Consider the following 21,197-nt stretch of genomic DNA (forward strand, 5'->3'; position numbering starts at 1 on the left):
TGCTCCTGGATTTTGACACTCGGCGAGGGTCTCCCGCCATGACCCCAAGCTTAGGTCGGTCTGCCTCGAAAGTCCTTGAAGCCCCCCATGCAAAGCATCACAGAGGTGGAGAATTACGCTATATTCCGCGGGAACTGTCGGCTCTGACACCCAGTTTCTGCTCGGAGTTCTTGGTCACTGTGACGCGCTGCGCACCCCGCTTTGCCGCGCGAACGATTCCGGCCTCATCCAGGCCGACTTCTTTCATGATGGCAGCTCGCGTTTTGTGCTCGAGGAACGCTCTTGGGATCCCCAGAATCTGCACAGGGGGTGCTCCGGATGTGGCACAGAGCCGACCCAGCTCACTTCCGACTCCCCCGACCTCGAGCCCGTCCTCAACCGAAACCACAACGTCGAACTGCTTGGCGGCCTCGACCAGGCTTGCACGCACGGGTAGGACCCAGCGTGGATCAACAACAGTTACGGGGTGTCCCTGCTGGACGAGTCGTTTTGCAGCTGCGATTGCTGTGGGGACCATGGAACCGACCGAAATGATCAGGACGGACGGCTCAGTCTGCGACTCCGGGATGTCGAGGGCGGAGCGCTCAAAGACGACATCACTCCCATCGAAACTCCTCAACGCGGTGATATCCCCGGGCGGCTCGCCTTTGGGGAATCTCACTAGAGTTGGCCCGGACTGCGTTTGAACGGCCTCCGAAAGTTCTTCGCGAAGGGTGCTGGCATCCCGGGGTGCAGCGACCTTGAGGTTAGGCACCATTGCCGCGAGGGAGAGGTCCCACATGCCGTTGTGCGATGCCCCATCATCTCCGGTGACTCCAGCCCGGTCCAAGACAATCGTGACAGGCTCGCTGTGGAGCGACACGTCCATGAGCAGCTGGTCAAAAGCTCTGTTCATGAATGTGGCGTAAACACAAACCACCGGGTGGGCGCCCTTAAATGCCATGCCGGCTGCCGCGGTGAAACCGTGCTGCTCCGCGATTCCAACGTCAATGACTCTGTTGGGGAACCTGGTGGCCAGTGGCTGCAAACCCACTGGCGCCATCATCGCGGCGGTCACTCCCACGATCTTCGGGTCCCTTTCCGCAAGGCTTAGCAGGTGCTCAGCAAAGACTTTGGTCCAGCCAAACCGGGCTGGGGCAACAGGTAATCCTGTCTCCGGGTGAATCTCACCGACCGCGTGAAAACGGTCAGCGATGTCCTCTTCCGCAGGGGTATAGCCACGCCCCTTCTCTGTGATCGCATGAACGATGACAGGTTCACCGAAAGACTTTGCTCGTTCCAGGGCCAACTCCATAGCGACCTCGTCGTGGCCATCAACCGGTCCGATGTACTTGATACCCGAGTCCTGGAAGACACTTTGGGGTGCAAGTATATCCTTCAGTCCCGCTTTGAGTCCGTGGAGGGCGTCATACGCGTGGTGCCCCACCCTGCCGAGTCCGAGGAGGGTTGATTTGCCACGCTTTAGTGTCTCCTCGTATCCCTCCGACGTGCGCAGAGCATCGAGGATCTGCGCCAAGCCACCCACTGTCGGCGCGTAGGAACGCCCATTGTCGTTGATGACGATCACGATGGGACACTTGGGGCCCTGGGCGATGTTATTGACGGCCTCCCATGCCATCCCACCGGTCAGAGCACCGTCACCGATGACGGCAACCGTCGCACCGGGTATGTGCATACGTTTCTTCTCAAGGGCGACCCCGTTGGCCCACGACAGGGCTGTCGTGGCATGGGAGTTTTCAACGACATCATGCACGGATTCCGCCCGGCTCGGATAGCCTGACAGACCTCCTTCGCGCCGCAAGTTTGAAAAGTCCTTACGCCCAGTCAGCATCTTGTGCACGTAAGCCTGATGGCCGGTGTCCCAGATGATTGTGTCCCGAGGGGATTCGAAGATGCGGTGAACAGCTAGCGCGACCTCTACGATTCCTAAGTTTGGTCCCAGATGTCCTCCGGTTTTGGCCACAGAGGCAATCAGATAGGCACGGATTTCCTGTGCAAGTCCAACCAACTCGGCTGAAGTGAGCGTGGAAAGATCACCGGGAGAGCTAATGCGCGACAGCAGCGGGTACCGCCGTAACTCGTCGCGGTCACCATTCGGAGTCATCTGGATCATTCACGCAGTCTACCGAAGCGGAGTCACGAGTAGAATGCAACACAAGGTCCAGTACATCTGGGCAACCTATCGACGCCGATCATGAAGACGAGGACGCATGTCTAAGGAAACCGCCGGCTACGGAACATGGGATTCCCCGATTACACCGGAGTCCTTCACTGAACGAACCGTGAACATCACCCAGCTAAGGGTGGACGGTCCGGACATCTATTGGGTTGAGGACAACCCACAACGGGAGGGTAGATCCGTACTGTTGCGCCGGGACGCCCTCGGACAAACAATGGAAGTGCTTCCGCTGCTGGAAGGAGCACGCCTTGTCACGGTGGCCACGTCAGTGAATGGACGCGGAGGCCGTGGGTATGCGGTACGTGACGGCGAGCTGGTTATTTCGGATGGCAATGATAATCGTGTCTATGCGTTCCGAGTCAGCGATCGCAAACGTGCGCTTGTGCCCCTGACGCCACTTTCCAAGTGCGCCTACGGCGATTTTGAGATCGACCTCGCACGGGGACTGGTTTATGCGGTTAGGGAAGACCGGCGAGGTTTGGAGCAGGGGCAGGAGCCTGAACTCTCCCTTGTTTCCATCCCGCTCGATGGCTCGGCAGCTCGACAACCCGAACTGATTCGCACCATCTTCAGTGGAACAGATTTTGTCGCGGCTCCCGGACTTTCCCATGATGGTGAAAAGCTCGTGTGGATCACTTGGAACCACCCGGAAATGCCGTGGACCCAATCACAGCTTCATGTGGGTGCACTGAGCCCGACTGGTGACTATCTTTCCGATGTCGTTCTCGTCGATCATAAGGATGTCTGTGTCTATGAGCCGCGTTGGACCTTGGATGGAGACCTCATCCACGCAGACGACTCTACGGGGTGGGCGAACTTTTACCGCACCGAAGGTTTTGAGAGCCGAGTTGGTGAACCAACGGATGCGTGGGAGACCCGTTTGAGGACGCGCGCCCTCCACCCCTCTGACCAGGCATTCTCGCAGCCTCACTGGCAACTTGGTTCTCACACCTACGACAACCTTGATCACAACCACCTGGTTTGCACGTGGTCCAAGGACGGGGAAAAACACCTGGGGACGATCCAGCTTGATAACGGATTGCTTGAAGAATGGCCTTTAGGATGGTGGCCCGTCGGCAATGTTGCTGCAGATGCTGGCCGTGTTGTCTTCCTGGGCGATTCTGCGATTGAGCCAGATTCAATCGTTGAGGTCCGCGATCGTGAGCCCGTCTTAGTCAGACCCTCCTCGGAGATGGAGGTTGCACCCGGCTACATTTCTCAAGCCGCAAATATCATTTGGAAGAATCAGGACGGCACCGCCGGGCATGGCCTTCTCTACCTCCCACGTAGTGAGGACTTTGAGGCTCCAGATGGGGAGCGTCCCCCACTGCTCGTCTCGGTTAACCCAATGCCGACGATGGCAGCACATCCGGGAATGGACTTTTCAGCGCAGTTCTGGACCAGCCGCGGCTTCGCGGTGCTGAAGCCAAACCCACGCGGTGCAACAGGTTTTGGGCGTGACTATCGCCAAGCTCTCTCCGGTCACTGGGGCGAAGTGGACGTGACTGACTGCCTTGATGGGGTCCGTCATCTCATCAATGAGGGCCTTGTGGACCCTCAGCGGGTGGGAATCCGCGGGGAGTCATTTGGGTCCGTCACTGTCCTCAGTGCCCTGGAGAAGTCGGATCTGTTCTCCGCAGGCGTTGTCTTCGCGGGTGCGGGTGACCTTCGCGATCTTGCGCGTAATGCGCACAAGTTTGAAAGGAACTACCCGGGTCGACTGGTGGGTTCGTACGAACTTGACGATCCGGCCTGGTCCCGTGTTAACCCGTTGGAACACCTTGAGGAGATCTCTGCTCCGGTGCTGTTCATGCACGGTGGCAAGGACCCTCTTACTCCCGTCGGGACTGTCCGCAAGGCCGCGGAAGAACTTCGCTCCATGGGCAAGCCCGTTGCTTTGGAGGTGTTCCCAGAAGAGGGACACAGGATTCTGCACGACCGTTCGATAAAACTGGCCTGGGACACAGAGCTTGCCTTCTACGGCGAAGTATGGGGCTTCGGGACAACATCCGAGGTCGAGGTCCCGATTTCAGACTAGTATCCGCTACGGAGCAGGGCTAGAACCCAACAAGTGGGGGTCGAACCTTTGAAGTTCGACCCCCGCCCGCTCCTTGAGCATGCAGACCCTAGATGCTAGATGGTTGCGTCTTCCTTTGCCTTCAAACCACGCAGGACATACTGCAAGATTCCGCCATTACGCAGGTAGTCACGTTCGGCTGGGGTATCAACCCTGACGCGTGCATCAAACTCAATGCGCTCACCGTCCTCGCGTATGGCCGTCACCCGGACAGTCTTGGGCGTCCTTCCCTGGTTGAACTCTTCCAAGCCGACGATGTCAAAGACCTCAGAACCGTTCAACCCCAACGTATTGCGGTCTTCACCCTCTGGGAACTCGAGCGGAAGCACACCCATGCCGATCAGGTTGGAACGGTGAATACGTTCGAACGACTCGGTGATAACTGCCTTCACTCCAAGTAGCGCGACTCCCTTGGCCGCCCAGTCTCGGGAGGACCCGGAGCCATACTCTTTCCCCGCGAGAACGACTAGGGGAATCCCCTCGGCGATGTAGCTCTGTGCCGCATCGTAGACAGCGGTGACTGGCTGATCCGGCTTGGTGAAGTCCTTGGTGAATCCACCCTCAACCCCGGGAATCATCTCGTTGCGAATACGAATATTTGCGAATGTTCCCCGCATCATCACTTCGTGGTTACCACGGCGGGAACCATAGGAGTTGAAGTCGCGGACGGCAACACCATGGTCCAGCAGGTAACGCCCCGCGGGAGAATCAGCCTTGAAGGAACCAGCCGGAGAAATGTGGTCGGTGGTGACTGAATCCCCAAGTTCCAAGAGAACCCGGGCGCCAACGATATCGTGGAGCGGCTGCGGCACTGTTGGCATGTCCTCAAAGAATGGAGCACGCCTCACATAGGTCGAGTCATCTTCCCATTTGAACGTTGCACCATCAGGAGCATCAAGTGAACGCCAGTGCTCATCACCCGCGAAAACATCCGCGTAATCCTCCAGGAACATCTCCCGGTCAATACTCGAATCAATCGTTGCCTGCACCTCCTCAGGTGAAGGCCAAATATCGCGCAGGTAGACGTCATTTCCGTCGGGATCCTGCCCAAGTGGATCGTCCTCGAAATCGAAGTCAACTGTCCCAGCCAACGCGTACGCAATGACAAGAGGCGGGGATGCCAGGTAGTTCATCTTGACGTCCGGGTTAATGCGCCCTTCAAAGTTGCGGTTCCCAGATAGCACAGATGCGACCGAGAGGTCATGTTGGTTGACGGCGACCGATACCTCTTCAGGCAGTGGCCCCGAGTTCCCAATACACGTTGTGCAACCATACCCAACCAGGTAGAACTCCAAGGCTTCCAAGTCCGGCCACAGCCCGGCCCGCTCAAAGTAGTTCGTAACAACCTGTGAGCCTGGGGCAAGCGATGTCTTCACCCACGGCTTGACCCGAAGCCCCAACTTGTTTGCGTTGCGCGCCAAGAGGCCGGCCGCGAGCATGACCGAGGGGTTAGAGGTGTTCGTACAGGAGGTGATCGAAGCAATCACGACTTTTCCGTGATCGAGCTCAACTGTGGTCCCGTTCTCAAGGGTCACATCAACACGCCGATGCGGGCGGATGTCGGCCTCTTCGACTTCCGCTGGCTTCGTCCCATTTTTGTCGCTGCTGTCGTCGAACTCGATGGGATCTGAAGCGGGGAATGTTCCCTCAAGTGCCCTGTCCAGCTGGCTTTCCTTTACCTGCGGAGAAGCGGAGACATACGAAGGCAGAACTCCCCGGAAGGCCTCCTTGGCCTCATCAAGGGGAATCCGGTCCTGGGGCCGCTTGGGGCCAGCAATCGACGGAACAACAGTCGACAGATCCAGCTCCAAGTATTCTGAGTACTCGACCTCATCCTCTGGGTTATGCCACAGCCCCTGGGCTTTAGCATAGGCCTCAACGAGCGCAACCTGGTCCTCTGAGCGCCCCGTTAGGTAGAGGTAGTCGAGGGTGACCTGGTCGATCGGGAACATTGCCGCAGTCGACCCAAACTCGGGAGACATGTTTCCGATAGTTGCGCGGTTCGCCAGCGGTACTTCCCCGACGCCCTCGCCGTAGAACTCCACAAACTTACCTACCACACCATGACGGCGCAGCATTTCGGTGATTGTCAGAACCACGTCTGTGGCAGTTGCCCCAGCCGGAATCGCACCGGTCAGTTTGAAGCCGACAACGCGCGGGATAAGCATCGATATAGGCTGACCAAGCATTGCAGCCTCGGCTTCAATGCCACCAACACCCCATCCGAGGACGCCCATCCCGTTCACCATCGTTGTGTGAGAGTCAGTGCCAACACAGGTATCCGGGTATGCAACAGTTACGCCATCTTCATCTCGAGTGAAGATTCCCCGCGACAAGTACTCGAGGTTAACCTGGTGCACAATGCCGGTGCCCGGCGGAACGACTTTGAAGTCAGAGAACGCTTGCTGTCCCCATTTGAGGAACTGGTAGCGCTCACCATTGCGCTCGTACTCTCTTTCAACGTTGCGCTGCAATGCCATCGAGGATCCGAAGACATCAATCTGAACAGAGTGGTCAATAACCAGTTCGGCGGGCACCTGCGGGTTAATCTTCTCAGGGTTCCCACCCATCGTCTTGTAAGCCTCACGCATGACCGCAAGGTCCACCACACACGGAACTCCGGTGAAGTCCTGAAGAACGACTCGCGCAGGCGTGAACTGAATCTCATTCTCCGGCTGCGCCTGTGGAACCCACGCGGCAATTGAGCGCACGTGTTCGGCCGTTATATTCTCACCGTCTTCGTTGCGTAATAGGTTTTCCGCCAGTACTTTCAGGGAGTATGGAAGACGTTCCACACCCGGAACCGAGTCAAGACGAAAGTAGCGGTATTCCTTACCATCTACGGTCAATGTTGCACTTGCATTGAACGAGTCCAAACCTGCCACTGGGACCTCCTTTGGTAGTGGTTATGTTCCAACATATCGCACACCTCGCGCCTACGACCTCCGGGGGCGGGATCCGGGACGTACGAGGGCGGTGACCATCTCAAAATGATGCGTGTGCGGGAATAGATCCCAAGCACTTATTGACTCTATAACGAATCCGCCCTCGACGAAGTCGGCTAGGTCCCTCGCTCCCGAGGCCGGGTCACACGAGACGAGGACGACACGCTTAGCTGGAGATGCGCAGATGGCTTTGACAACCGCCTTCTCAGCCCCCGTGCGGGGAGGGTCGGCCAGAACCGTAGTTACCGCCCCGCGCGCCTCTGCAATCAGTTCCTCCACACCCTTACGATCTACGGTGCCCTGAAATACCTGTGCTCGCCCAGCCTCAACCGCGTCGCCTAGGGTTGAGCCGGCACTGTCCACAGCATCGGAGTTACCTTCCAGCGTCAGCAGCTCTCCGTCTGTCAATCTGTCAGCGATGAAACGGGAAAACAGTCCTGACCCCGCGTAGAGCTCCACCACAACGTCGTTTGGCACAATATCCATCGCCTCAATAACCGCTTCAACAAGCACGCTGGGTGCCTCGCGGTGGGTCTGCCAGAACGCGCCGGGACGAACTGGGAACACGTGTGTCCCGTAGCGGGTGTCGACTTCCCACTGTGATACCTCAGGTCCGGGCGTCTGAGGGTCAGAGAACGTACCGGCAGAAGTCACCACTACGGGGAGGGAACCGTTGGGAGCCTCTACCGCAATTCGCTCTCCCGGCACCCAACGCTTCTTCCACGCGGGGTCGGTCAAGACATTCAGGCTTGCAATCTCTTCAGAGGCGATCGGTAGGGACCTCAATGGAACCACGGAATGAGAACGGTACTTGCGCATCCCCGGCTTACCCTGCGCGTTGACGACAAGCTGTAGACGCGTGCGACGTCCAAGGAGCATCTCATCGGTAGAATCACCCGGCGTTGGGCGAACAGGAACTAGGACCTCACCCTCTTGCGCTCCGGTTACATCAAGCACCTGCTCTACGACCTTCTCACCTCCGATACGTTGTAGCTGCTCAGTCAGAACCTGGCCCTTCCAGTCCCGCTGGTAGGAGGGCTCCACGTGTCCAAGTTCAACACCGCCGACACCACCACCAGCGGCCTCGGGCCAGATGTGAGGGACCCGGTGACGCGACGGTTCAATCACCTCCACAACATCTGCCCAGGCAAATCTCTTATGTTCTGATGACAAGCGGACCTTCACCACCTCGCCTGGCAACCCACCCCGCACAAAAAGCGTCCTTCCATCGGCCGCGTGCGACAGACACGCTCCTCCGTGGACAGGTTTCCCCAGTGTGACCTGCTCGTACGCTGTTCTGGCAGAAGCCATGTCCTCATCCTTTGTCTGTAGGTGTTGCGATCGTGAACGTTACCTTGCGAACCCAAGCGTACAGTTCGTAGTTCTAGTGGGCTCCACGATGGTACTTTGGTACCGTGCATTTCGTGATCATGGGTTGCGGCCGAGTTGGTGCCATGTTGGCGGACGAACTAGACGCTCAGGGGCATTCAGTTGCCATCATCGACCTCCAGTCCAGCGCTTTTCAGCGTCTGGGTCCAGACTTCTCCGGGCAGCGCGTCCACGGCAACGGTTTTGACCGCGCAACACTTAAGAAGGCTCACATTCAAGAGGCCTACGCATTCGCAGCGGTATCCAATGGTGACAACTCAAACATCATCGCAACTCGTACCGTCAGTGAAGCATTTGGAATCCAAAGAGTCGTGGCACGAATTGCCGATCCTGAGCGCGCAGAGCTGTATGAGCGTTTGGGGATTCCGACGGTAGCCTCGACCCGCAGAACTGCAATGGCTGTGCTCCAACGCATGGTTCCGCCAAATGCTGAAATCGTTTGGACAGGACCGACGGGGGCTGTTGCGCTCATTGCTGCTCGACCGACTCAGGCCTGGTATGGAGTACCTCTGCAGACGGTCGAGGCAGCGACAGGCGGCAGGGTGGTCTTCGTCTCGAGGCTCTCGAAGGTCCTCGTTGCGCAATCACACATGGTGGTGCAAGAGAACGACCAGTTGTTCATTGGGGTCAACGGCACGAAGGCGGCGGAGGTCCGCGACACTCTCACTTCACCCCCGCCCACAGCTGCTCTGAAAGGGAGTGCTCAAAAGTGAGAATTCTTGTCGTAGGAGCCGGTGCCGTCGGCCGTTCGATTGCGACGCAGCTAATCACACACGGCCACGATGTTGTCATCGTTGACCATGATCCCGACTCAATCAAGGTCTCATTGGTTCCCGATGCAGACTGGATACTCGCAGACGCCTGCTCCCCAACCCAGTTGGAAGAAGCGGGAGCTCGCGACGCTGACGCGATCGCAGCCGTAACCGGTGACGACAAGGTCAACCTAGTGGTGTCCCTCCTCGCAAAAACAGAGTTTGGGGTTCCGCAGGTTATTGCCCGCGCTAATCACACAGCCAACGAATGGATGTACGACGAAAGCTGGGGTGTCGATGTTCTGGCCTCGACGCCACGGATGCTCACAACACTCGTAGAGGAAGCAGTGTCCGTGGGCGAGATGGTCGAGCTCTTAGCAATTGGGAGCAGTTCGACCTCGGTCTATCAGATCGAAGTACCTCGCGGATCTGTCATCGTTGGCGCTGACCCATCGGCGATTACCATGCCTGACGGACTAATTCTTGCTGCCATTGTCAGCAACGGCCAGCCAATTTCACCTGCCCGAGTGCAAGAAATTGCAGCCGGTGATGAGCTAATCATTATTTGTGGACGCAACTCTGACAAGACGCTCGCCGCACTTGAGGCAATGATTTCCTAGCTCGAGCTTTCTGCTGTTACGCTGCCCGCACCTCGTCCACTCTGGTCGGATTCTCCCTGTGCAGACTTAGGCACGATCCCACGCAGAAGGATCCATGTGACCCAACCAGCAACAGCAAAAAGTGGCAGGCCCATGACCAGCTTAAGCACCCCGAGGCCGACGACGTTGCCGCCAAAGTAGAGGGGTGCTTGGAGAGCAAGTCGCAGACCAAAGACTGCAACCCACACCCAAGTCGCGTAAGCACCCCGCTTGCGGAGCAGAGGCGCCCAAGATGCTGACTTCCAATCTCCCGGCAGTCCGACAAGCAGCTGCATAAGCAATGTCAGGGCCGGCCTGCGCACAATGAGAGAGATCGCCATCGCCATCAAGAAGGCGGCATTGGTGATCAGGCCCCAGGCAAAGTAGTTCTCTGCACGACCTGAAAGAGCAGCCCAAACAACACCAATGATTACTCCGAACATCCCAGTGAATGCCTGGGTAATGGAGGTTCGCTGGACTAGGCGTACAACGATGAAAATAGCTGCGATCCCGCCTGAAAGACCAAGTGGCCAAACCAGACTATGCGTGACCACATAGGCCACCACAAAAACTAGTCCGGGAAGCAGCGACTCAACAGCTCCGCGCCATCCGCCTATTGACTCTGCGATGGAGAACTCCTGGTTATCGAGCTGTGCTGCCCAGCCTTTACCAGTCGCTTGGGAGCTATCGTGCAGGATACTTTCTCGGGGGCCGGTCGGCTCCTCAATTGCCACAACTCCACCTTCTCTCTAGTGCTTGAAAAACTACAGTTCCAAGTTGGGGCTAATGATCGTGTACGAAGGATCGAGCATCTTCTTGGCCCCCTTCACTTCCGTGACGGTTCCCGTAAGCGCAAGAGTTGACTCAGCACCAATACCTGGAAGCTCTCTCCGGCCGTGCCACACAGCAGTCAGACTATCGCCTTGTTCATCTTCGATGACTACTACTACCGAGGTCGAACCATCGACCTCAACCGAACGGACTTCTCTCACCAGTCCTGCAACGGTGGACCTTCGGCGAGGAACACAGGAGGAAATTGGCTGTCTATCCGGGACCAGTGTGCACGCGGCAAGAGGATCTCCTTGCGCAGTCTGCACGCTCGCGGTGCTCCCCGTTGGGAAGAGCCTTCGCGCAAGACTACCGAGGTCCATCGACCGCAGCCGTATCCTTAGGCAACGTGAGCGGCAGGACCTCAAAACGGATTCTTGGAGAATCGCCGCGGTGGACGATCAGTTGGTCGATTAGCTGCTCACATGCAGCCATCTGCGCCTCATCTCCTCCGGCCGCAGCCCCAGCTACGTCGAGCCGAGCCACCCACCGAGGACCTTCTACACCGATGATCCTCAAGGGCGAGAACCCGCGTGTACCGTCCGGAAGGACTGCCGCAACCTTAGCGTGAAGCTCCGTGCCGTAGGGACCAACTTGCCGCTTCACTACTCCACCCGCGGACACAATCGAAGTCTCGATCTGGTCTGAGAGTTCGCTCCAGGCGCCACCAGACTTTGGTGCGGCAGCAACGCTGACGGTGACTCCCGACGTCCCAAGTACAAGCAGCATTCGAAAGAGAGTGGTTTTGTCTGCTTCGAATTTTCCGCGCAACTGAAGGCCAGGAAGCCTCGGAACATAAAGCGCCCCGAGGTCGACATACCCGGACGGAACAGTGGAGCCACCAGAGTCTCTAGGTCCCCGTGGCGTAACTTCCGTGTCTACTTCCAACTCGCTATACGAGTCATCGGTGTTCGCCCCGTCGAGCCCCGCGGGTTGTTTTGCCTTGCGGCGAAAAAATGCCATTCGGCGCCCTCTTACGCAACGCAATCCAGGCACATGGGAGCACCTGGATCGCTTTCTGGCGAGAGCTGCGAAATATGCTTAACCAAGAAGCAAGAAACGCAGGTGAACTCATCTTCCTGTGCGGGTACGACCAGCACGGTGAGCTCCTCTTTGGAGAGGTCAGCACCAGGGAGCTCAAAGCTTTCTGCCGCCTCATTCTCGTCTTCGTCCACATCATTCGAACCGATATCGGAACGACGGGACTTGAGTTCTTCAATTGAGTCCTCTGAAAGATCCTCTTCAGACTTGCGAGGAGCATCGTAGTCAGTGGCCATTAGTGTCCTTTCGCGACCCTGTCGTGTCTTGGTAAACCTATAGGGGCAACCGCGGGGATACTAACACCTCTGGGGCCATGTTTCCATCTGCTATCCGAACACGCCCCTTAACATCCGCAATCTTCTCGGTTAGTTTGGCACCATTGGGTTGGAAAGGTGGCCCAGATGATTGTTCTTGAGTTCGTGGGACGCGATGCTGAAAGCGACGCGCTTCTTTTTGTGGATGAGGACGGACGCGAGTACGCGGCTGCGCTGACAGAGAACCTCACCGCCGCCGTGATTCGGGGCGTAACTCTCGAGACAGTTGAGGACGAACCAGTTCGCCGCATTACTCCCCGGGAGATTCAAGCCCTTCTTAGAGAGGGTGTCTCACCCGCACAAATCGCCGCACAGACCAACACAGATGTTGAACGCGTTAGGAGGTTTGAGGGTCCGGTGCGAGCTGAAATCCTCCGCGCGATCGACCTAGCGTTGTCGTCTCCTGTTGGCTCTGATACGGACGGACCAAGCCTTGGCGAACTCGTTGTTGATCGCCTGGCAGAACGCGGTGTCGACACGGACCAGCTCTCATGGCAGGCCGCAAGACGCGGCACTTCTGCGTGGGAAGTCTCAGTTGTCTTCGTTGAGGATGAAGTAGAAAAATCTGCTACTTGGAGCCTGTCCGACCTCACCAACACCGCCGCAGCAGCCGATGATGCGGCGCGCGGCCTGACTGAGTCCGCGCGTAAACCTGAGCCCGTTCGCGCGCTCTTTGCGCCGGTTACCTCTGCGACAATCGAGCCTGTAGGTGATCCTGGGGACTTTCTTCTTGACCGCCAGGAACAGCTCTTGAAACGCCTGAGTGCGGCACGGGGCCGACGGCAACCGGTGATGATGGGCTTTGAGAACGATGAAGCACTCCTGGACACAGTTCCTCTAGTGCCTGCTCCAAGACCAGATAATTCTGCTTCGCTCCCCGCCGAGCACCACGCTGAAGGGACTACTGCCGGTGCGCCCAGTCCAGGACCCAGCCAGGATGGCTCTGAGCCGTCTGAGCCCTCTGAAGTTCAGGAGCAAGTTGGACTCACTCCAGAGCCCATCGCTGACCTACATCTTCCACCAGCAAAGAGTGCGGAACCCTCCAAGAAGCGCGGCCGGACCCCCATGCCTTCATGGGATGAGATTGTCTTCGGCTCACGTGGAGAATAGGGCAGCCTAAACCAGTCGCCACACCGGAATTTCCATCTCAACTTTCGTTAGGGAACCGTGCACTCCGGGCATCGCTATTGACGAGGGCGTCTGAGACCGGGAGTCTACAACGACCGCGTTTCCCTTCGGCATAACCAGTAGATCCCCAATGAGGTCACATCCGGGCCCAGATCCTACAATGCCGGGGATTTCTTCTCGGTTGAAGATCCATGCCCTGTCCTCCCAGAAGTTGCACCAGCGCTCTTCGACGGCTTGCTCCTCACCGGGCGCCGCGTGAACGTGAGCTGCTCGCCCCTCCCCCGCAAGAACCTCGACACCTCGCGACAGATTCCCGATGCGCGCAATGTCTACGCGCTGACCAACTTCAACCATGCCGTGGTCTGCCGTCAAGATAACCTGTGCTGCGCCGTCCACTGCACAAAGGAATGCTCCAAGCTCGGCGTCGAAGTCTTCAAGAGCTTCAGCCCACTCTCGAGAGTTCGGTCCGTACTTGTGCCCGACCTTATCAATCTCTGACCAGTACACGTACGTGAGGGGAACTTGTTTGCGAACCTCCGCGCCAGCGCAGCGGAATCTGCTACCGAGCTCCTTCGCTCCAACGAACCTAGCACCTCGCATGGCAGCATGCGTGAGTCCCGTTCCGATGAACCTCTGGTCCGTAACGACTACGCTTTCAAACCCCTGGCTTGCCATTGCTTCAAAAACTGTCTCTTCAGGCTGCCAAGTCGCCCCGTCAACGCCCTCGGTAAACTGGAGCAGGTTCATCACTCCTGATCCATGTCTGACGGAGTATCCGACCATCCGGGTTTCCCCGGGTAGTTTTCCGGTAGCCAGGGAAGTTAGGGCAGCCGCCGTTGTCGAGGGCGCACATGTCTGAGCTGCGACGGGGCGGTTTGTGAGCCCGCGTAACGTTGGAGCGTGGCCCAGGTGTCCCAGAAGTTGGTTGTACCCCAAACCATCCACAAGCACGACGATCACCGGCTCTCCGGTGGTTAATCCAAAAGACTCAGCAGCACTGGAAGCACCCCCAGCGCCAGCGAAGGCACCCCCGGTGCCAGCATGGGCCGCAGCGCTCATGATGCTTCCGATCCACAGTGGCGGCGGTGGAACAGGGGCCTGCACCCCGGGAGGAAGCCCTTCTCTGCCACCCTCAACTTGACTCGGAATGTACTGGCCGGTCATAGCGTCATGGCGGTGGATAGTGCGGCAACAAACTCCATCGCATCGTCCTCGTTGGAACTGGCAGACTGCGCCCCGAAAGTCATCACCAGGCCCTCATCTTTCCCTCCTCCGACGTACCCGTGATCGGCGGTACACGCCGGGTCATCACAGCGCAACGGCTCCAGCTCCAAGGAGTGTTGGCTGGAGAACGACACTACGACGGTCAACCCCACTTCGTGATTGTCGTCACCGGCGTCACCATGTGTGGCAGCTGGTACATCCTTCTCGGCGGGCTGCAGGGGAAGCGCAACCTGTGCCACCTCAAGACCTGTGACGTGACGAACCGGGAGCAAGTTCATGTACCAGCGGGCTCCGGCCGCCAGCTCGTCAATATGGATTGAAGTCAGTAGCGCACCGGACAACCCCAGGTAGTCAAAATGCCGGAAGACGGAGTCATCATCGAAGGTCGTTTCAAGCAGAAACAGGTTGTGGGAAGGTATCTGTCCCCCATTCACCTGTTTGACGAGTCTCTCAATCAAGTCCGCATGGAACCCAGATTGGCGGACCTTGTCGAATCCAATCATTGCTGTTTTGCCCTCCGTTAGCGTGGGTGGTCGGTAGAACCTCCAAAGTCCACAATAATGTCCCCCATGGCAATTAACGTGGTCGGCAAGAATGAAGAGCATTCAATCGATGAGGTAGACGTCTCTGTAGAGATGCGTGACTCTTTCTTGGAATATGCCTACTCGGTCATCTACGCAAGGGCCCTACCGGATGCAAGAGATGGCCTGAAGCCAGTTCAGCGGCGCATCATCTACCAGATGCAGCAGATGGGGTTGTCGCCCAGTCACGGCCACGTGAAGTCGCAGAGGGTCGTCGGCGAGGTGATGGGTAAGCTGCACCCCCACGGAGACGCACCGATTTATGATGCATTGGTCAGGCTTGCGCAGGACTTCAACCTTCGCCTCCCACTGGTCGATGGTCACGGCAATTTCGGTTCGCTCGATGACGGTCCCGCTGCCGCTCGTTACACCGAGGCGCGTCTGGCGCCCTCGGCAGCACTTCTCACCAGCGGTTTGGACGAGGACGCCGTCGATTTTGTTCCCAACTACGACAACCAATTCCAGCAACCCGAGGTGTTGCCCGCTGACTTCCCATCACTTCTGGTGAATGGGGCATCTGGTATCGCCGTGGGCATGGCGACCTCAATCCCACCACACAACCCGGCTGAGACGCTGCGCGCTGCCCTCTACCTGCTCAAGAACCCCCGGGCCACGACAGAAGATCTGATGCGCTTCGTTCCCGGGCCTGACTTCCCCGGTGGCGGCATCATTCCTGGCCTTGCAGCCGTAAAAGAGTCATACGAGACTGGGCGCGGGATTTTCAAAGTACGCGCAAAGGCAACTATGGAGCGTGTTTCCGCGCGAAAAATGGGCATTGTTGTCACCGAGCTGCCGTACATGGTCGGCCCCGAGCGAGTCATCGAGCGCATCAAAGACAGCGTTAACTCCGGCAAAATCAAAGGCATCTCGGCAGTTACCAACCTCACTGATCGCGAGCACGGACTGCGCTTAGTCATCAATGTTAAGAACGGTTTTAACCCCGAATCTGTCTTGGCGCTGCTGTATAAGTACACGCCACTTGAAGAATCATTCGCAACCAACGCGGTTGCACTTGTCGATGGCCAACCCAAGACAATGACACTTGCTGACATGCTGCAAGTGTTCATCGCTCATCGAATTGATGTCACCCTTCGACGCACTCATTTTCTGATCTCACGCAAGGAAGAGCGACTTCACCTAGTCCAAGGCCTTCTGCGAGCGATTCTGGACATCGATGACGTTATCGCCATCATTCGTTCATCCGGGGACGCCGAAGAGGCTCGTGAACGCCTGCAACTCGCCTTTGATCTCTCCGAAGTGCAGGCACGCTACATACTTGAGCTACGTTTACGAAGGCTCACAAAGTTTTCCCGCATCGAACTGGAGAATGAACGGGACGAACTTGAGTCTGACTTGGACAAGCTTCGCGCAATCGCATCCTCGCGAGCGCTCCTAGAGCAGAAGGTCGCGGATGACCTTCAGGAGACTGCGGCGGCTGTTACATCACCGCGGCGTACCGTTCTCCTCTCCGATGACGCGGTCCCCGTTGGCGCTTCTAGTAGTGGAGGCGACCTCGAGATCGCAGATGAACCCTGCATTGTCGTGCTCACGCCCTCGGGGGGAATCGCAAGGATCCCTGGCGCGCAACCACCCGCGAACCCCGAGGGCGACGCAAGCGATTCGTGGCGGTCATGGGGTACCACGACAACCCGCGGACAAGTCCTTGTCCTAACTTCGGATGGGAATGCACACCGAATACCAGTCGAGGTTCTGCCCGCCCTTGTCCGCTCCGACCTCGGCCAGTCACTTGCGGGAACCGTTGCCCTGGCGGATATCGTCAGCGGTTCACTGGGTCGCGACGTTGAGGCGATAGCTGTCGTTTCCGATGACGCTTCGAAGGTGCTTACCTTGGGGACGCGCAAGGGAATCGTTAAGAGGGTGAAGCCCGACTGGCCGACCAATAGAGATATTTGGCCGGTAGTAAAACTGGACGAGGACGATCGGGTGGTGGGCGCTTCAAACAGTCAGGCAACTGATTTTGGAGTTTTCTTGACCCGGTCAGCACAACTACTTAAGTTCCCCATCGACACGGTACGCCCCCAGGGATCTCCGGCTGCGGGAATGGCCGGGATCAAACTCGCTAGCAATGACGAAGCAATCTTCTTTGCGGCAGTTGAAGAAACACCCACCGCAGTTGTTGCCACGGTCACCGAGCCGAAAGATGGCCTGCCCGGAACGGTTCCAGGGACCGCAAAGCTGACTCCACTTGCAGAGTACCCCGCAAAAGGTCGGGCAACCATGGGCGTGCGCTGCCACCGATTCCTCAAGGATGAGGGCCACCTCAGGATGGCATGGGCCGGTGCGTTCCGCCCGGTGGCGACAAGTGCAGCAGGGACACCGGTGGCGCTCCCCTCCGAGTTTGGAAAACGTGATGCCTCCGGCGTGGCAGTTGCTTCAGTGATTGAGGCCCTTGGCTAACTAGCGACTTGGGGTTAGTTCTCTGCTCCAGAATCCAGAGGCTTCGAGTATGTGTGGAACCACGCAGAGACTTCGAAGCCTCTGTCCCTGTAGAACTTCATCGTCGCTTCATCCTGCGTCGGATCCAACGTCACGCTCATCTTGTCGACATCCGCCTCAAGCAGTGCTCTCACGCTCGCATCGATGAGTGCCTCAAGAACGTTGGCGCGAGTGTTGGTGTCAAGAGCCGCAACAATCTGCAGAACTCCCTCACGCCAGCCCAGCGCCTCCCAGTCCTGCTCATACCCACCAACTGAAATAAATCCACTCACCCTGGGCCTGTCGCCCTCTTTGTTGAGGGCAACGAACGACCAGTCTCTGCGAATCCCAGCATTGATCTCTGCCCAGTCGGACTTTGATGCGCGAAGCGACTGCTGGGAGATCTCCCCATTAACAAGGTTGAATGCCCGCCGCGTCCCATCATCCATCTCAGGCGTCCATGGGACTATGTCAAGAAGTGCTGGTAGTGCCTTCGGGCTGCACCAACGTTGAAGTGGGATACGGAGCTCAGTGGCGCTGCCCTCCCACACGTAGCCCAAAGACTCAAGCACCGCGAGGAACTCGGAGTTACGCTCGTGAATCGTGTGGGTAAGACGTCCTCGTCCCCCGCCAAAGTGGGATTGCACGAGTTCGGCTCCTGCCTTCGTCTGCCACTCCAACAGCGACGAACCGATCCCTATACCGCGGCTGGAAGGATCAACTCCACCTTGGCAAACTGCCTGCTCTAACCCATCTCTGCTAACTCCCACATATCCGAAGGCGAGCATTTTTCCGCTCCCGTTTCGGTCGAAACCAGCAACCCCCGACCAGTTGTCTTCGGATCTGGAGAACATATCCTCAATTTCCGCACGGGAGGTCCTGTAGGGCACTCCCTCAGACTCCTCGACGAGAGCCAAAAGTTCTACCAACTGGTCTGCATGGGTGGGCTTCAGGTGTTCCCAGACGACCCCTACGTGCTGCAGGGGTAGTTTCATGCGGTCAACGGTCACCGACACACAATATCGCATTGACGGCCATATGCAGCAGGATGGCAACTTGGAAAGCTGAAGTAGCGTGAGGCGCGGTGAAGAAACGACGTCGAGTCAGGGACTCTCAAGCGTCTATTCGATCACGAACAACCGAGCGTGCACCGTCTACAATGAACTGCTTTCGCGGTGCTACAACTGATCCCATGAGAAGTTCAAATACGCTCTCCGCTTCGCGCAGAGCTTCTTCGTCTCCAAGGGTCACCCGGCGCAGACGTCGCGAGCCTGGATCCATGGTTGTCTCAGCGAGTTGGTCGGCATCCATCTCTCCGAGCCCCTTGTAACGCTGAATTGGTTCCTTGTACTTTCTACGCTGCTGCGACAGCTTCCGCAGCTCCTCGTGCAGGCCCGCCTCAGAATAGGTGTAGATAATCTCCGGCTTCGCTCTGCCGCGGCCCGGAACATCGATCCGGTGGAGAGGCGGAACGGCCGCGAACACACGCCCGGCCTCAACAAGTGGTCGCATATAACGGAAGAACAGGGTAAGGAGCAATGTGCGAATGTGTGCTCCGTCAACATCGGCATCCGTCATGAGAATGATCTTCCCGTAGCGCGCAGCATCAATGTCGAATGTTCGACCTGAGCCAGCACCGATCACTTGGATCAAGCTTGAGCACTCCACGTTGGCCAACATGTCGGATGTGGATGCCTTCTGGACATTGAGGATCTTGCCACGTATTGGGAACAGTGCCTGAAACTCTGATGAGCGTGCAGCTTTGGCTGTCCCCAGTGCGGAGTTACCTTCAACGATAAACAGTTCGCTACGCGCAACGTCAGTCGTGCGGCAGTCTGCCAGCTTGGCCGGTAGTGAAGAAGTCTCTAGCGCATTCTTGCGTCTGGAGATTTCCTTGTGAAGCCGCGCTGAGGTGCGCGCCTTCATCTCACCGGCCAGCTTCTCAACTAGTGCCTGGTTCTCCTGTTTGTCGGCACGTCCAGACTTCGCAAGTTTGTCCTCAAGCCACTTCGAGATTACGCGTGACACGACTAGGCGAACCTGCGGTGTCCCCAGAGTCTCTTTGGTCTGTCCCTCAAACTGTGGCTCAGGCAGACGAACTGTGACTACTGCAGTCAGACCCGCCATCACATCGTCCTTTTCGAGACGACCATCTTTGGCCGTTAACTTGAGGCGGCGTGACTGCTTATCGATCTGACTGCGGAATACCTTGAGTAGAGCCTGCTCAAAACCTTGAACATGTGTTCCACCTTTGGGTGTGGAAATGATGTTAACGAAAGACTTCAAGGACGTTTCGTACCCAACCCCCCACCTCAGCGCGACGTCGACCTCACAGGTGCGCTGTACTGTTGCTGGGCGAAGGTGCCCGTCGTCGCCCAGCTGCTGGACAGTCTCTTCGTACGTACCAGAGTCAGTAATTCGCCAAATATCCGTGACGGGACGATCGACTGCCAGGAACTCTACGTAATCAGAGATGCCACCTTCGTAGCAGAATTCCTCTTGGAGGTACTCGGGATCGCGTTCGTCGCGTAAGACAATGGATAACCCGGGAACCAAGAACGCCGTTTGGCGCCCTCTTGAAACCAGCGCATCCCAAGAGAATGCTTCGGACTCTGGAAAGATCTGGAAGTCGTGCCAGAAGCGCACCCTGGTACCGGTGGCTCCTCTGCGAACCTTACCTACGACCTCGATGGTTTGTGCGTCCTGGAACGGTGTGAATGGAGAGTTTGGGTGAGGGTGTGGCCCATCGGAAAACTTTCCGGGTTCGCCCCTTTGGAAACTCATCTTGTGGGTCTTCCCCCCACGATCAACTTCGACGTCAAGGCGGGCCGACAGTGCGTTAACCACTGAGGCGCCTACTCCGTGCAGACCTCCGGACGATGTGTACGAAGATCCCCCAAATTTGCCGCCCGCGTGCAGCTTGGTGAAGACAACTTCCACTCCAGACAGGCCCACTCCCGGGACCGTGTCCACTGGGATCCCACGCCCGTCGTCCATGACAGATACAGAGCGGTCAGCGTGCAGTATAACTTCGATCCGGCTGCACTCCCCCTGCAGTGCTTCATCCACCGAGTTGTCAACGATCTCCCAAACACAATGCATCAGCCCGCGCTCATCGGTTGATCCGATGTACATACCGGGGCGCTTACGCACGGCTTCGAGTCCCTCTAGTACGGACAGATGCCGTGCAGAGTACTCATTCGCTTGTGCCTTTGTCTGTTTCGAACTCACTTGAAGATCATAGAAGCAATCGAGCGTTGCTCTCGACTCCCCCGCCGTCGAACCCAATGCCTTGTGCCATCGGCGAAAGAAGTGGAACAGCACTGCGTTTTTTCGGCTGGTCGTGCTTTTATGTAGCTATGACAGTTTCAACTATGACTCCATCACTCCCCGAGGTGTTCCCCTCGGCTGAACGTAGGGATCTCACCGCACTTGATCGCTGTGACTCCTGCGGAGCTCGCGCATGGGTCCGGGCGGTCCTTCCTGCATCGGAACTCCTTTTCTGCGCTCACCACGCAAGCCGCCACATTGAGACACTCTCTTCAGTCGCGCTGTTTGTTCAAGATGACCGTGAAATCATGGACTCTTAGGGGCTCAGTGCGAGCGGCTTGAATAAGTCGATAACAAAGGTGGGGCCTGTTCGAGCATTTCGAACAGGCCCCACC

17 protein-coding genes are annotated in these 21,197 nt (G+C 57.5%); 6 read left to right on the forward strand and 11 right to left on the reverse strand.

Annotated features, from left to right (window positions below):
• Positions 1-118: 118 nt before the first annotated feature.
• Positions 119-2,104 carry a 1-deoxy-D-xylulose-5-phosphate synthase gene (dxs, locus tag IDL90_RS01835; RefSeq protein ID WP_187994299.1) on the reverse strand — a complete coding sequence of 662 codons (1,986 nt, stop codon included), beginning with the start codon at positions 2,102-2,104 and terminating at the stop codon, positions 119-121.
• A 106-nt stretch (positions 2,105-2,210) separates the two neighbouring features.
• Between dxs and IDL90_RS01840 the strand changes: the two genes are divergently transcribed.
• Positions 2,211-4,217, forward strand: a complete 2,007-nt coding sequence (locus IDL90_RS01840) for a S9 family peptidase (protein ID WP_182140755.1) — start codon at positions 2,211-2,213, stop codon at positions 4,215-4,217.
• A 95-nt stretch (positions 4,218-4,312) separates the two neighbouring features.
• Here IDL90_RS01840 and IDL90_RS01845 read toward each other — a convergent pair whose 3' ends face one another.
• Positions 4,313-7,141, reverse strand: a complete 2,829-nt coding sequence (locus IDL90_RS01845; RefSeq protein WP_187994122.1) for an aconitate hydratase — start codon at positions 7,139-7,141, stop codon at positions 4,313-4,315.
• 51 nt (positions 7,142-7,192) lie between these two features.
• A complete protein-coding gene (locus IDL90_RS01850) occupies positions 7,193-8,512 on the reverse strand; it encodes a class I SAM-dependent RNA methyltransferase (RefSeq protein ID WP_187994123.1) in 1,320 nt (439 codons plus the stop codon).
• Positions 8,513-8,616: 104 nt separating this feature from the next.
• Between IDL90_RS01850 and IDL90_RS11400 the strand changes: the two genes are divergently transcribed.
• Positions 8,617-9,303, forward strand: a complete 687-nt coding sequence (locus tag IDL90_RS11400; protein ID WP_316930259.1) for a TrkA family potassium uptake protein — start codon at positions 8,617-8,619, stop codon at positions 9,301-9,303.
• Complete coding sequence (locus tag IDL90_RS01860) at positions 9,300-9,962, forward strand: TrkA family potassium uptake protein (RefSeq protein ID WP_187994124.1); 663 nt, start codon at positions 9,300-9,302, stop codon at positions 9,960-9,962. Before IDL90_RS11400 ends, IDL90_RS01860 begins: the two co-directional genes overlap by 4 nt.
• On the opposite strand, the gene IDL90_RS01865 is transcribed toward IDL90_RS01860, so the two are convergent.
• From IDL90_RS01865 to IDL90_RS01880, 4 genes are all read right to left on the reverse strand, one after another.
• The gene (locus IDL90_RS01865; RefSeq protein ID WP_187994125.1) at positions 9,959-10,714 is read right to left on the reverse strand and encodes a DUF3159 domain-containing protein; all 756 of its coding nucleotides are present in this window, start codon (positions 10,712-10,714) and stop codon (positions 9,959-9,961) included. The genes IDL90_RS01860 and IDL90_RS01865 overlap by 4 nt on opposite strands.
• Before the next feature lie 30 nt (positions 10,715-10,744).
• On the reverse strand, positions 10,745-10,972 hold the full coding sequence (locus tag IDL90_RS01870; RefSeq protein WP_187994126.1) for a hypothetical protein: 228 nt from the start codon (positions 10,970-10,972) through the stop codon (positions 10,745-10,747).
• Positions 10,973-11,117: 145 nt separating this feature from the next.
• The gene (locus IDL90_RS01875) at positions 11,118-11,771 is read right to left on the reverse strand and encodes a DUF3710 domain-containing protein (protein WP_187994127.1); all 654 of its coding nucleotides are present in this window, start codon (positions 11,769-11,771) and stop codon (positions 11,118-11,120) included.
• Between the two features lie 11 nt (positions 11,772-11,782).
• Positions 11,783-12,085 (reverse strand): DUF4193 domain-containing protein, encoded by a 303-nt coding sequence (locus IDL90_RS01880; RefSeq protein ID WP_182140748.1) that lies wholly within the window; start codon positions 12,083-12,085, stop codon positions 11,783-11,785.
• A 165-nt stretch (positions 12,086-12,250) separates the two neighbouring features.
• Between IDL90_RS01880 and sepH the strand changes: the two genes are divergently transcribed.
• Positions 12,251-13,273 carry a septation protein SepH gene (gene sepH / locus IDL90_RS01885; protein WP_187994128.1) on the forward strand — a complete coding sequence of 341 codons (1,023 nt, stop codon included), beginning with the start codon at positions 12,251-12,253 and terminating at the stop codon, positions 13,271-13,273.
• 6 nt (positions 13,274-13,279) lie between these two features.
• On the opposite strand, the gene IDL90_RS01890 is transcribed toward sepH, so the two are convergent.
• On the reverse strand, positions 13,280-14,350 hold the full coding sequence (locus IDL90_RS01890) for an alkaline phosphatase family protein (protein WP_187994129.1): 1,071 nt from the start codon (positions 14,348-14,350) through the stop codon (positions 13,280-13,282).
• A gap of 101 nt (positions 14,351-14,451) precedes the next feature.
• Complete coding sequence (locus IDL90_RS01895) at positions 14,452-15,018, reverse strand: DUF5998 family protein (protein WP_187994130.1); 567 nt, start codon at positions 15,016-15,018, stop codon at positions 14,452-14,454.
• Positions 15,019-15,084: 66 nt separating this feature from the next.
• On the opposite strand from IDL90_RS01895, the gene IDL90_RS01900 reads away from it, so the two are divergent.
• Complete coding sequence (locus IDL90_RS01900) at positions 15,085-17,514, forward strand: DNA topoisomerase IV subunit A (protein WP_316930260.1); 2,430 nt, start codon at positions 15,085-15,087, stop codon at positions 17,512-17,514.
• Between the two features lie 14 nt (positions 17,515-17,528).
• On the opposite strand, the gene IDL90_RS01905 is transcribed toward IDL90_RS01900, so the two are convergent.
• Together IDL90_RS01905 and IDL90_RS01910 are read right to left on the reverse strand one after the other, a co-directional pair.
• Entirely contained in the window at positions 17,529-18,542 is a 1,014-nt protein-coding gene (locus tag IDL90_RS01905) for a hypothetical protein (protein WP_187994132.1), read from the reverse strand.
• A gap of 103 nt (positions 18,543-18,645) precedes the next feature.
• Complete coding sequence (locus IDL90_RS01910; RefSeq protein WP_187994133.1) at positions 18,646-20,763, reverse strand: type IIA DNA topoisomerase subunit B; 2,118 nt, start codon at positions 20,761-20,763, stop codon at positions 18,646-18,648.
• Between the two features lie 143 nt (positions 20,764-20,906).
• On the opposite strand from IDL90_RS01910, the gene IDL90_RS01915 reads away from it, so the two are divergent.
• A complete protein-coding gene (locus IDL90_RS01915; protein WP_187994134.1) occupies positions 20,907-21,122 on the forward strand; it encodes a hypothetical protein in 216 nt (71 codons plus the stop codon).
• Positions 21,123-21,197: the final 75 nt, after the last annotated feature.

It is taken from the genome of Schaalia sp. JY-X159 (assembly GCF_014525425.1).
Classification (GTDB): domain Bacteria; phylum Actinomycetota; class Actinomycetes; order Actinomycetales; family Actinomycetaceae; genus Scrofimicrobium.